The following is a 12,559-nucleotide window of genomic DNA, read 5'->3' on the forward strand; positions in this document are numbered from 1 at the left end:
CTTAATCAGTCTTAATGAGAAAGTTTGTTATCATACTTTTTATCGTTTCAATCGTGTTAATAGCGGTGTCAATTTACTTATTTACAATATACAAGTCTACTGTACATCATATACCGATAGTACTACACCCATTTAATAAGTCGATAATAGCTTGGTATTCAGTGCCACCAAACGGTACACCAACCTAGGCCGTTCTCACTATCCCACCACCTTAGTATGCAAACCTGTGGCCGGAAACATTGACAGCCGGAGTGGCGTCACTCCTAATATCGGTTATTCTACTAATAAGGCGTAAGTCCTAAACCGACCATTAATAAACTCACACCCTTTTTTCACTCTTAATGTAGCACGTCTCCTCCTTTTTCTCTAACCCTCCTAATCCTATCTGCAGATCTGTTTCTTCAGTCGTTGCTGATAATTTTCATATGCGTTAAAGGACTGCTTGAAGTACGAAGAACAGATATTTGCCACAAGGAATTTACCTCTACAAACGTGACGTTAGGCTATGTTTGGAAAAAACATAATACTAACTAGATAAGGCATTTTTTGATGAAAATAGGAGTAAGAACCCTCTGGGTTATTATCATTTTTTGTAATACTATTGATTTGCTTATTAGTTATGGTCTATGGACGGGTTATATTGCAGTGACAGGTGGAGCATTTGAAGCAAATCCAATAGTAAGTATAATTGAGAATAACGGAGTCTTGGTCCTCCCAGATCTAGTTAGCTTAAAAATCATAGAGTTGAGTATCATATATTGGATTACCAAATTAACTCAAAAAAGGGAAATATTACTTAAAATTGCAGCACTCATTTCAATACTGGCTGTTATTTACGAAATCTTCATTTTACCGAGATTATCTGCTATTATTTAAAAAGAGCCTAATCCATTCTAATTAGGAAAAAATAAGATACTTTGTTCTACGTTATAATCATTTTGTATCCCCAGAAACATACAACTAGGAAGTAGCTATCGTAACATATCAGTGGTAACGATTAATACTCCATACTATATTACATGGGTCTCCTAACAGCATTAACTGCTATGGGAATAAGATAATAACGGATTATAAGGTACGTACACCTCACTGATTTTCCTTGCCCTAGCAGTTTCGTAGTTTGAGCAAAACACTAAATTCAACAAAACAACCCCATTTGCTATGAGGGTTAAAACCATATCTTAGAGTTAACGTGAGCAATTAATTACAACAAGTTAGGATTGAATGCTCGATAGCAGTTGCAGTGAATCGTCAATTAGGTAAAACAGCACCTTTATGTCTTGCTGAATCAGATTTGACTATTTCATTCTGACACTTAGACTGCAATATTTTTGCGTAACTTTTAATCACTTTTAATTAGTATCTTTATTATGTGAGTATATTTACATAGATTTAATGAGCGACATTCCTAGAATTATTCAGTAATATAAGAGGGAGAAGTACCTGAAGTTTAAGAAAGTATAAACTATATATTAAGTTACATAAACTTGTGATGATAAGATTTTTATTTTTTATTTTAGACTTTTCATTTAATGCCCACAGCTACACTTCCACCTAACGTTACATCCTTACCTTATTATGGGCCGGTTTATCTATCACAACAAACAGGGGTTCAAGAAGGTGTCCTTATCTCATTTATCTTGATCACTATAGCGATAAGCCTTCTTTCTTTTACACTATTCGATGTATTTCGTAGTATGAAGAAACTTAAGAGAAAACCTAGATTATAAAGTCATTTTTATCTTTACTTATCCTTCTAACATCAGTTAGGTGTTGTACTTTTAAGCCTAAGTTAATCAATATAGTATAGCAATCTTCAACACATAATTAAATTTTACCGAACTATATTACTAAAAAGGATTCAATGAATAGTGGTACTACCGAGACCTCATTATCATCATTACAAACAGACAAGGGGCTTAAAGTCTTATGTGTCCTCTTTCTATATAGTATTGCTAAACTGTAAGAACTTACAGCGAATTTTTCTACTAACTAAGCCAGATAAAGCTGAGACACTGATAAAAAAGACTGTAGAAAGTTCAGTATTATAAATCGGAAACAATGTTTGTTCTACGAAGATAATGAAGCATATTGGTTATAATTCATGAAGTAGAAACATTAAAACCAAAACTTCAACGTACTTCCGACTATACCATAGATAGTGAGCTTTTTCAAGATCTTTTAAACAATTTTCTTACAAAAGACTTTAGCTCTGGGGAAAGGTAAAAGGTTAAGAAGAGAAAAAGATACCTAACGACGATAAGATTGTAGTGATAGGTTCAGAGGTAGGGGTATTACAGTTAGAAGAATAGAGCCTTTGCTATTAAAATAAAATGACTTTAAAGCCTTTAGTAAGATTGGGATATTCCACTTCATTAAGAGTGAAAAAAGAGCTAAATTATGAGTTTCATCAGTCATACTTTCAATTCCATTAACTTCATTAAGAGTGAAAAAAGAGGCCGTTAATGACCAATCTCTTTTTGCATCCCAGAAGTACTTTAACTTCATTAAGAGTGAAAAAAGAGAGTAAGTTTATAAGGGGTTAAAGATGATCTACAACAAACAACATAGTTACTAATGATTCAAGAAACGCTAAAGCCATTAACAGCAGGACTATAGGATTTGTAATAGCCTTTTTAACACTCTCTCTGTACACTATTGCTAAACCCGATAAACCGGCTAAACCGGGAAAAAGCAAAAAGGGTCACATGTTGTTTGCCATATATTCCTTGACACAAAGAAAACAGTACAAATTCCCGAGTTGCTTGTTACTCACTCACCTAACATACCAGAACTTACAAGACCTATTAAAACCGCTACTAGAAACCATAGACCTATACTTTTTAACTTCATAAAGATAAAAAAAGGGAAAGTAACTTATTTTTACAGACCGAGAGTATTTACGCCAGACTCAGTGTTATAAAACTTCTAAGTGATACTTCAATCACCGGTGTACATTAGCAATAAAAAGAGTGTGACTTTATTAAATGGTCGGTTTAGGATTTATACCTTATTAGCAGAATAACCGATATTAGGAGTAGTATTATCCCGGCTACTAGTGTTTCGGGCCAGAGGTTCGCATAAAAAGGTGGATGTTGTATAGTTTCTATCGGTTTTGGTTTAATCTTATAAATAGACGCCGTATAGTTACTAATAATAGGCGTATAGACTATATAAAGAGGTATAGTAAATGTTTGATTTATCCTTAGAGGTATACTAGGTGCTTGTTGAGCCACATTTAGCTTAGTTATAGGATGATCTATAGAATGTAGATAGAATGACAGTCCGAGAAAGACTACAGCTGTCACTATCATTAAAACTGAAACTAATTTTTTCCTCATTTAAAGGAAAAAAGAAAATTGGTTTTTAAAAATTTATTCACTAGTAGTATTGGACTCCTTGAGTTCCCGGGCCGAATGTTAGTACAACATATGCAATCCCAATTGATGGTCAGATTTAGATCTTACTAATAATGTGACAAAAGCACCAAGTAGTGCTAAACCTAAGGCCAAAAACGGGATCCATAAGGAGGTATACCATGAAGGTGAAACTAATTTTTCTTTGTATATTATTTCTGTAGCATTAACTTGGACATGATATTGCGGTAGCTTCTTTCAATTCCATTAAGGATTATCATGGGTAGGTAACGTAATATAGACGATACGTCGAGAAGATTCTCTTTCAATTCCATTAAGGATTATCTAATAAAAAGTAGTCAGCTTCATCTATGAATATTTTTGTATTCTTTCAATTCCATTAAGGATTATCCTAGGCTTGAAACCAATACTCTGTTTCTCACTTTCATGTTTAATTCTTTCAATTCCATTAAGGATTATCTCTCTTTCAAATCACTTCAGTGGGGCTAGGATATACTTAGCTTTCAATTCCATTAAGGATTATCAAAATGAGCTTGAAAAAATCGAAAACGAACTCAGGTTAATGAGCTTTCAATTCCATTAAGGATTATCCCGAATTTACCTAGTGTTGTTAGCATAAGAAGAAGTAGGACTTTCAATTCCATTAAGGATTATCCCAAAGATAGGGACATGGGAGGCGCTAGCGAAGTATAAAGTTCTTTCAATTCCATTAAGGATTATCTGGACCAGATCGATAGCCGGGATTATAATAGATTTAATAATCTTTCAATTCCATTAAGGATTATCTTTATTATCATAATAATACCAGACTTTTCGTACTCTTTCCCTTTCAATTCCATTAAGGATTATCATTCAATATTTTGTATGGAGTTACAGCCCATACAACGTTTCTTTCAATTCCATTAAGGATTATCAGAACTTCGCGGTAAGGCAAACATCAATTGCAGTTTCTAGTCTTTCAATTCCATTAAGGATTATCGGGGTAGCAATGCTAATTTTGGGTACTGATGATTCGGGTAAACTTTCAATTCCATTAAGGATTATCCAAATGTTTTGGGTAATGATATACCACAGCTTGTAGCCTATTTCTTTCAATTCCATTAAGGATTATCAGGGTGTCGATATACCTAACATTCGTTCATTAGTGTTAGCGTCCTTTCAATTCCATTAAGGATTATCATTAATTACTATGGAATCCGTGATATCCGGATAAGGCAATCCGCTTTCAATTCCATTAAGGATTATCTTCGTTTCACGTCTTTCATAGTTAAAAATCAGTGTGAGAGCTTTCAATTCCATTAAGGATTATCGTAAATGAATTGCCTGGTCTTCTCCACTCTGACAGTTGTAGTCTTTCAATTCCATTAAGGATTATCATAAGCATCCCGTTATTAGGACCTAACACTACTACAGTCGTCTTTCAATTCCATTTATTAATTTACCGTATCCGCTTTTGCAAACTTTCAATTCCATTAAGGATTATCCCAAAGCTGATGACTGTTAAACTCGAGTCTTCAGATCACTTTCAATTCCATTAAGGATTATCAGGGCGGATTAGCAGTAAACGAAAGCGATTCAGTAGAATACGATACTTTCAATTCCATTAAGGATTATCCTTTACAATAAGAAAATTTAACAAAGACCTGAGACAGTTTGCTTTCAATTCCATTAAGGATTATCAAAAATTAGAGAAGCTCGCAGAGGATGATGCTGAGACAAACTTTCAATTCCATTAAGGATTATCATGAGGTAGTGGACATGCTTCGCGATGGTTCGCTAATTTGTCTTTCAATTCCATTAAGGATTATCCAAGATGAAGTCGCATTAATTATAAGTTATCATGATAATGACCTTTCAATTCCATTAAGGATTATCAACTCATTAACTGAAAAGCCAATTGATCATCTATAACAGACTTTCAATTCCATTAAGGATTATCTAATATTAACAGTAATTTTTGAGTTATTAATGATATTCTTTCAATTCCATTAAGGATTATCAAAAATTCAATCGCTTGTTGGTCAGCTGAACCGTCATAATATTCCAACTTTCAATTCCATTAAGGATTATCCTACAAAACCATTACTTTGTAATGAGTGAGATAGAGCTCCAAACTTTCAATTCCATTAAGGATTATCCTACATGGATTGGAGCGCTAGATGCCGGCACACTAAAAGTCTTTCAATTCCATTAAGGATTATCATGATTGGTGGTAAAGCTGGGGATATTTTGGCTGGTGCTGGCTTTCAATTCCATTAAGGATTATCGTATTCGAAACTTAATTTGAATATCTTCCCCTTAGGGGTAGCTTTCAATTCCATTAAGGATTATCTTTACACTAGTAAACTTAGTTACGTTAGTCTGGAAGTTCTGTCTTTCAATTCCATTAAGGATTATCATTTGCCCACTCTTCCAAATATGATATAGATATCTGTTTTAATCTTTCAATTCCATTAAGGATTATCCAGTTATATAGTAAAAGTTACGTCGAGTATGGAAAAAGCTTTCAATTCCATTAAGGATTATCTCTTTATTGTGCATGACAGCCTAAATAAATATGCTCTGACTACTTTCAATTCCATTAAGGATTATCCACAGCTAGAAAAGAACAGAGTTCAAGTAAAAATGAACAAACTTTCAATTCCATTAAGGATTATCAACTCAGAGTAATTACAGTTAAACTGGATGAAGAACTAGTCCAACTTTCAATTCCATTAAGGATTATCCTGAACTTGGTGTACCGTTAGACGTCATAGACTTTATCCACTTTCAATTCCATTAAGGATTATCTTAAAATATTGCTTAAGCTCTTCCTCATCGTCAATAAATCTTTCAATTCCATTAAGGATTATCCTACCCCTAGGGTGTCTTAAGTCAATTCTTTTCCTATTTTTTTCTTTCAATTCCATTAAGGATTATCTTCTAAGAGCTTAACCACAAACAAATTTGACATAAAATAAGATAATCTTTCAATTCCATTAAGGATTATCTGGACTACAGTCAGTCAAAATCTCTAATTCAACATTTAACTTTCAATTCCATTAAGGATTATCTTCTGACCAGTCGACATGGAATTTTATAGTGAATAACATCTTTCAATTCCATTAAGGATTATCATAGGAACTAAAGATCCCTGTTGATATTTTACTCCAGTAGTAGCATCTTTCAATTCCATTAAGGATTATCCTGCTTAACAAGTTAAGCAGCAATTGTAGAGTGTTATTCTTCTTTCAATTCCATTAAGGATTATCTTCTGCTTTGTCTCCTAATTTTTGTTTTATTGGCAATTCCTTTCAATTCCATTAAGGATTATCTGATTGTTTTTATATTAGTTCTTATGTTATTTTCTTCGTTTCTGCTATATAAGCTTTTCTTTATGTTACATATTTATCATTACTGAATTTTTAGTATTCCCTTGAAAAAACGGGAATTCTAAAAAGAGAAATACATTCAACATTCTTTACAAAGACACTCTTATTGATCAACTAAAAATTGAAAGAAATTCCCGATAAAAAACGGGAATAAAAACAAAGCTATTTTATTTATTTTCTATTATTTTCTTGATTTAATTTACTTATCAATATCCCAAGCTTCGTAGGATAAATTCCATCTCCTCTACCCTTCTGATAAACTAGTCTTTTCTTTTTTAATATCCCTACTACATTCATAGTAGTTTTAAGTTTCTTCCCAGTCATCTCAGCTATTACTTCATGTCTTATCCCAGGATTGGCTACGACTGTACTCAAAACCTTCAAGAGTTCGCTGCTCAATCCCTCAGCTGCAGTCCTAAAATCCTCAATTTGGAAACTTACTTCTTCATCCTCTTCAAGGTAAATTCTGCCCACTCTCTTGTTTACTGCTACCGCTAAAATTGTCCCTATCGCTAAGGTCTTACTTTCACCTCCAGAGATGTCAACAATTAAGGGATCTTTTACTTCTTTCAATATTTCACTTACCTGGTCAACCACATGAAATATATCCTTAACCTCAATTTCTTTTACCACAGCATCTCTCAAACCCATCTTGCTCATTACAGCACTTAAACCGTTAATAGCCCTTCTATTACCACCAGTTATTGGTGACTTTACTAAAACAACTATAACGTCATCTCTTCCCACATTTGTGGAGACAAGTCTCCTTACAGCAAAGTCCTCATGAATGCCAACAGTAAATATATAGGACTTCACAAGATGATTTTGCCAAACATATTATTATATATTTCGGGAAAAAGTGTAAATTCCTAAATTACTACGTGACTTTATATATTAAAATAATCTCTTTATTCCCTAAAAATCTCGGGATTTAGTAATACCAAATTTTGGTAATACTTATTTTATCCGTTTTTGTATAAATATTCATGATCTGGAGACAGCAGCTGAAGAGATTACACAGGATTAGGGAGATGGATCCAGTACCAGACGAACTTAGGGGATGGCACTACTACTCTCCTCCAGTAAAGCCTAAAGCTTATTTAGGTTTAACAATGGGTGAAATTGCATATGACTATTGCCCTACAAAGAGAGATGTATACGTAAGGAGAGTATTAAACCAAAAGGGAAGTGAAAGGGCACAACTGGTTTTCGGTCAAGCTATACATAAGGTCTTTAGTAAAGCCTTAAACGATGTTAGGATCTCTTACGTCCTCGGTAAGGACCCTTATCAGATTGTAAAAGAAAGCTATCTTGAATCAGAGTTTTGCCCACAAGAAATATCTGAGTACTGTAGGAAAGTATACGGTAATTTAATCCTTTTCTGGTCCTCATGGCTCGCCGAGGCTAAAGCGTTTTATGGAGGCGACTCTGTTGGTTTCTTACCGTGGGCAACAGAAGTTAGAGTTGACGGTTCAGCCATCGGATTGTCTGATAGGCTTACAGTGGACGCATTAGGTGAGTTTACCGTAGTTGAGGTTAAATCTGGAAAGAGGGAGGAGTTCCATAAACTCGCCTTAGCGGGTTATGCTTTAGCTATAGAATCAGTCCTAGAACTTCCAGTCGATTACGGGCTCCTTGTTTACATAAACGGTTTCCCTAATGACGTGGAGATAAAATTTGAGAGTTATTATATATCTCCAGATATGAGGAGAGAAATTCTGGATAAAAGAGATGAGATCATAGAAATGGTTCTTAATGGCAGAGATCCGGGTAAGCCAGTAAAATGCCCAGAGACTTGTCCGTTTTACGAGGTGTGTTGGAAATGAAATCTTTAGAAATTGCTGATTACGGTGTTAAGCTCTCCACGAAAGGGAAAACTTTTGTAATTTCTAAAAAAGACGGTAAGAAGGTAAACGTTTCTCCTGCAGAAGTGGATCAAATAGTGATAATGACTTCTGGTGTTACTGTCACGTCTAAGGCAATAAGGCTAGCGTTAGATCACGGGATAGACATTATCTTTCTAGACTCTAGAGGAAACCCTTTTGGCAGACTTTTCCATTCAGAACCCATAAAGACGGTAGAAACAAGAAAAGCCCAGTATTTGGCAATACTTAAAGGTGAGGAAGAGATACCGAGAGAGATTATAAAATCTAAGATTAAGAACCAGGCTAATCACATTAAGTTCTGGTTTAAAAAGCTGGGTATTGAGGGGAACGATTACAAATTGATTGAGGGAAAAGACGATGATGAAGCTACAGCAGCTAGGTACTATTGGCATGCGTTAGGCAGAATAATACCAATGAAAGGTAGAGATCCAGAAAGTACTGATCCATTTAACGTATCCTTTAACTATGCATACGCAATCCTATACTCAAACATACAAAGGGTTTTGCAACTAGTAGGATTAGACCCTTATGCTGGGTTTATTCACAAAGATAGAAGCGGTAAGCCCAGTCTCGTATACGACTTTTCAGAGATGTTTAAGCCAGTGCTTGTCGATTACCCCTTAGTCTCTCTCTTTATTAACGGTTTCATACCTAACGTAAAAGATGGTATACTTGATGCTGAGAGTAGAAAGAAGATAGCTGAGGCTGTGATAAATGCTATGAACGGTAAGGTTAAGGATGAAGGAGGAGATGTAAGGACTGGGATTCAAGCAATGAGGGCATATGCGTTAAAGCTCGCTTCAGCATTAAGGGGTGAGGAAAAGTTTAAGGGGTTTGTGAAGGTGTGGTGAAGATGTGGGTCATCGTAGTTTACGATATTTCAGATGATGAAAAGAGGAATAAGATTGCTAGAGAATTACAGAGGCTCGGATTAAGCAGGATACAGAGAAGTGCATTTGTGGGAGATATTGACTCGCAGCGGTTTAAGGATTTAGTTAGAATTATGGGTAAGCTAGTTACCGGAAAGGATGATATACTCCATATAATACCCTTAGGATTGAGGGATTGGGAAAGGAGAGTGGTTATAAATGGTGACAGTGTCAGACGTGAAGCAGTATCACTTCTGTAAGGCTATACCATGGATAAACTATGTGATGGGCTATCGCGAACCTAGTACATTCTCAATGGAGGAAGGAAAGAAGATATCTTACGAGGAAGTTGTTAAGTCACTGAACCTTACTACACCAGTGAAATATGAAGTGTGCTTAAGCTATAACGGGCTTTCAGGCTGCATTGACATCTTAGCTGGGGATAGAAAGTATACGGTAGTTGAGGTAAAAGCGTTTAAGAGGGGTAACTTTTCCCATTTCAGATACCAGCTTTTAGCTTATGCATATCTGGTAAGGAAGAGGTTAGGTATTGTAGAAAGGGCTATATTAGTGATGGAAGGAAAGAAAGTCCTTGAAATAGAGCCCACAGAGGAACACTACAGATATATAGAAAACGTAGTTAAGAAGATTGAGGAGATAGTAAATAGCGAGAAGTTACCAGCGGTAAATGTAGAGAAGTGTGACTTCTGTCAGTACAGGAGAATTTGCCCAGTTAGTGTGTGGTCTTAATTCAATTAAGATTTTACTGAAGAATTACAGAGTGAGTAGTCAAAAATATTTTGCTTTAAAGCTAGTTCTTCTATCCTAAAACACCTCTCTCATTTCTTAAGATTAACAAGTATTTGCAGAAATGTTTATATAAATTATGAAATTAATTTTTCTATGAGTGTTAATCGTTTTAATTTTGAGTAACTCACCTATCTTGGCTTATTAACATTCACTATGAATGTTTTTGAAAGCCCATCCCTAGCCTTTACAGTACATATATTCGAGTTTGTAATCTATTATATGGACCTTAAAACTTTGCATTACTTATGTGAAAATAATTTCATAAAGGCTAGAAGTATTTATGATAATCTTTCTATGTTTATTCTACCATAGAAAATCAAGAGTTAATAACATAGAGAAAATAATGGATATTAACTAAGAAGTATATAATTTTAGAAAACATAGTAAAATAATAGATAACCATTGAGATAATTTTCCTTATTCAGAATCTTTTGTTTATTGGAGCTTTTATTTATGCATAATTTCCATTATGGATTAGCATTTTTAGAAACTTAGCTGTAAGAGAAATAGATGTTGTTTCCTTTCAATTCCATTATGGATTAGCTTACAGTAAAAGAGAAGTACTAACGTTGATGAGGAAACATCTTTCAATTCCATTATGGATTAGCACTTGTGATTGAATCTCGTATAATTTAAGCTTGGCATCATACTTTCAATTCCATTATGGATTAGCCTAGACTGAGTTAAATTGTACATGCCTAAAATATAATTAATACTTTCAATTCCATTATGGATTAGCCTCGATTTCATTAACAACTTTCCTGAGGAGGACGAGTTTCTTTCAATTCCATTATGGATTAGCAAAGTGCTTACGATTTATCTGGAACCCCTCTCGTCGGGTGTCTTTCAATTCCATTATGGATTAGCAAAGCTGCAGAGAATAGCTAGGTTAGTCCAGGGTAAGCAAACACTTTCAATTCCATTATGGATTAGCGTTACAACTATTACAATTTTTGGAATTTTCTTCTACAATTAACTTTCAATTCCATTATGGATTAGCTGGGTCGTGGAAGTAATCAGAGAGACTTACTGCGAATACTGTGCTTTCAATTCCATTATGGATTAGCTAACTCATTTGTGTTTGTTAATAAGTTTTGACGTAGTCTCTTTCAATTCCATTATGGATTAGCGTACACTATCGTAGATTTTCCGTACTCATAATCAATTTCACTTTCAATTCCATTATGGATTAGCACGCAAGTGCCCACGATACCTGGGGCGATGGCGTTGATGCAACTTTCAATTCCATTATGGATTAGCCATCTTGCATGCTGCATACGTTTCATAAAAATGAGGATCAACTTTCAATTCCATTATGGATTAGCCCAGAGATTGAATTAGCTGAATTATATTCTTTTACATGTACCTTTCAATTCCATTATGGATTAGCCGTAGACGGGTGAACCGTAGTAAGAAGGACTATTAGTAGGTGCCCCTTTCAATTCCATTATGGATTAGCTCTACGTTACGAATCAGAATTCACAATATGTAATGTATGTAAACTTTCAATTCCATTATGGATTAGCATAGAAGTTGATGAGACTTATGATGTTAACATTTGGTATCAAAACTTTCAATTCCATTATGGATTAGCGTGAGAGCTTTTTAATAAGTACTAGCGTATTCTATTTACCCCTTTCAATTCCATTATGGATTAGCGCAGGTAGTATTATGCAAGGTCCAATCAGGGTTATACTTTCAATTCCATTATGGATTAGCTACCACTTGTATTGTTGTACTACTATTTAACCATAAAATTTCCATTACTTTCAATTCCATTATGGATTAGCCAAACTTCTATTATTATGTTGTTTGGTCTTCAAGTGACCTTTCAATTCCATTATGGATTAGCATTAATTGCTAATGTTAAAGGATCTTTCTCTTTAATTCTAAACTTTCAATTCCATTATGGATTAGCATAGAATAAAGATTGTTAGATTTCTAGTTTTCAACAATTGTCTTTCAATTCCATTATGGATTAGCATAAGAATAATAAGTTATTATGACTACTCAGAAGTCGTGACTTTCAATTCCATTATGGATTAGCATTGAATAATTGTAGAATCTTAAAGCTTGTCAGTCTATAGATCTTTCAATTCCATTATGGATTAGCGGAAGATGTTATCCTTTTTTTAAAAGTTTTAAGATTTAGTAGTCTTTCAATTCCATTATGGATTAGCAAGAGGAGCGGGCTTAACGGTATTGTAATTGTTATAAAAACTTTCAATTCCATTATGGATTAGCTA

Annotated in this window: 11 protein-coding genes and 3 CRISPR repeat arrays (1 of these 14 only partly in view); of the genes, 7 read left to right on the forward strand and 4 right to left on the reverse strand. The window is 34.4% G+C overall.

Annotation, left to right across the window (positions count from 1 at the left end; translation table 11 throughout):
- Positions 1–14 precede the first annotated feature (14 nt).
- The 3 genes from STK_RS15470 (at position 15) to STK_RS14445 (ending at position 1,730) form a co-directional block, all read left to right on the forward strand.
- Complete coding sequence (locus STK_RS15470; RefSeq protein WP_198429712.1) at positions 15–188, forward strand: hypothetical protein; 174 nt, start codon at positions 15–17, stop codon at positions 186–188.
- A 361-nt stretch (positions 189–549) separates the two neighbouring features.
- Positions 550–876, forward strand: coding sequence for a hypothetical protein (locus STK_RS14440; RefSeq protein ID WP_010980722.1), 327 nt, complete (start codon positions 550–552; stop codon positions 874–876).
- Positions 877–1,532: 656 nt separating this feature from the next.
- Complete coding sequence (locus STK_RS14445) at positions 1,533–1,730, forward strand: hypothetical protein (RefSeq protein WP_052846843.1); 198 nt, start codon at positions 1,533–1,535, stop codon at positions 1,728–1,730.
- Positions 1,731–2,250: 520 nt separating this feature from the next.
- On the opposite strand, the gene STK_RS14450 is transcribed toward STK_RS14445, so the two are convergent.
- The 4 genes from STK_RS14450 to STK_RS14460 form a co-directional block, all read right to left on the reverse strand.
- The gene (locus tag STK_RS14450; RefSeq protein ID WP_052846844.1) at positions 2,251–2,508 is read right to left on the reverse strand and encodes a hypothetical protein; all 258 of its coding nucleotides are present in this window, start codon (positions 2,506–2,508) and stop codon (positions 2,251–2,253) included.
- 34 nt (positions 2,509–2,542) lie between these two features.
- A complete protein-coding gene (locus STK_RS15475) occupies positions 2,543–2,698 on the reverse strand; it encodes a hypothetical protein (protein ID WP_198429713.1) in 156 nt (51 codons plus the stop codon).
- Positions 2,699–2,996: 298 nt separating this feature from the next.
- Positions 2,997–3,341, reverse strand: coding sequence for a hypothetical protein (locus STK_RS14455; protein ID WP_010980723.1), 345 nt, complete (start codon positions 3,339–3,341; stop codon positions 2,997–2,999).
- Between the two features lie 270 nt (positions 3,342–3,611).
- Positions 3,612–4,754: a CRISPR direct-repeat array (repeat unit 24 nt; unit sequence CTTTCAATTCCATTAAGGATTATC).
- Positions 4,755–4,837: 83 nt separating this feature from the next.
- A CRISPR array of direct repeats spans positions 4,838–6,691; the repeat unit is 24 nt; unit sequence CTTTCAATTCCATTAAGGATTATC.
- A gap of 228 nt (positions 6,692–6,919) precedes the next feature.
- The gene (locus tag STK_RS14460; protein WP_010980725.1) at positions 6,920–7,564 is read right to left on the reverse strand and encodes a CRISPR-associated transcriptional regulator Csa3; all 645 of its coding nucleotides are present in this window, start codon (positions 7,562–7,564) and stop codon (positions 6,920–6,922) included.
- Positions 7,565–7,734: 170 nt separating this feature from the next.
- Between STK_RS14460 and cas4a the strand changes: the two genes are divergently transcribed.
- From cas4a to cas4, 4 genes are read left to right on the forward strand one after another with little or no spacing between them, the layout of a single operon-like run.
- Positions 7,735–8,574 (forward strand): type I-A CRISPR-associated protein Cas4/Csa1, encoded by an 840-nt coding sequence (gene cas4a, locus STK_RS14465; protein WP_010980726.1) that lies wholly within the window; start codon positions 7,735–7,737, stop codon positions 8,572–8,574.
- The gene (cas1, locus tag STK_RS14470) at positions 8,571–9,485 is read left to right on the forward strand and encodes a CRISPR-associated endonuclease Cas1 (protein ID WP_069168166.1); all 915 of its coding nucleotides are present in this window, start codon (positions 8,571–8,573) and stop codon (positions 9,483–9,485) included. The genes cas4a and cas1 overlap by 4 nt, the downstream gene beginning before the upstream one ends.
- 2 nt (positions 9,486–9,487) lie before the next feature.
- On the forward strand, positions 9,488–9,763 hold the full coding sequence (gene cas2 / locus STK_RS14475) for a CRISPR-associated endonuclease Cas2 (protein ID WP_052846845.1): 276 nt from the start codon (positions 9,488–9,490) through the stop codon (positions 9,761–9,763).
- Positions 9,723–10,253: a CRISPR-associated protein Cas4 gene (gene cas4 / locus STK_RS14480; protein ID WP_010980729.1), complete on the forward strand. Its 531-nt coding sequence runs from the start codon at positions 9,723–9,725 to the stop codon at positions 10,251–10,253. Before cas2 ends, cas4 begins: the two co-directional genes overlap by 41 nt.
- Positions 10,254–10,833: 580 nt before the next feature.
- Positions 10,834–12,559: direct repeats of the CRISPR family, unit length 24 nt; unit sequence CTTTCAATTCCATTATGGATTAGC; it runs 4,998 nt beyond the window's last position.

Origin of the sequence: Sulfurisphaera tokodaii str. 7 (genome assembly GCF_000011205.1) — an archaeon.
In the GTDB taxonomy this organism is placed as follows: domain Archaea; phylum Thermoproteota; class Thermoprotei_A; order Sulfolobales; family Sulfolobaceae; genus Sulfurisphaera; species Sulfurisphaera tokodaii.

Bases quoted from the DNA above. Each gene is read 5' to 3' on its own strand.
- STK_RS15470 (WP_198429712.1), top strand. From the start codon at position 15: ATGAGAAAGTTTGTTATCATACTTTTTATCGTTTCAATCGTGTTAATA.
- STK_RS14440 (WP_010980722.1), top strand. From the start codon at position 550: ATGAAAATAGGAGTAAGAACCCTCTGGGTTATTATCATTTTTTGTAAT.
- STK_RS14445 (WP_052846843.1), top strand. From the start codon at position 1,533: ATGCCCACAGCTACACTTCCACCTAACGTTACATCCTTACCTTATTAT.
- STK_RS14450 (WP_052846844.1), bottom strand. From the start codon at position 2,508: ATGAAGTTAAAGTACTTCTGGGATGCAAAAAGAGATTGGTCATTAACG.
- STK_RS14455 (WP_010980723.1), bottom strand. From the start codon at position 3,341: ATGAGGAAAAAATTAGTTTCAGTTTTAATGATAGTGACAGCTGTAGTC.
- cas4a (WP_010980726.1), top strand. From the start codon at position 7,735: ATGATCTGGAGACAGCAGCTGAAGAGATTACACAGGATTAGGGAGATG.
- cas1 (WP_069168166.1), top strand. From the start codon at position 8,571: ATGAAATCTTTAGAAATTGCTGATTACGGTGTTAAGCTCTCCACGAAA.
- cas2 (WP_052846845.1), top strand. From the start codon at position 9,488: ATGTGGGTCATCGTAGTTTACGATATTTCAGATGATGAAAAGAGGAAT.
- cas4 (WP_010980729.1), top strand. From the start codon at position 9,723: ATGGTGACAGTGTCAGACGTGAAGCAGTATCACTTCTGTAAGGCTATA.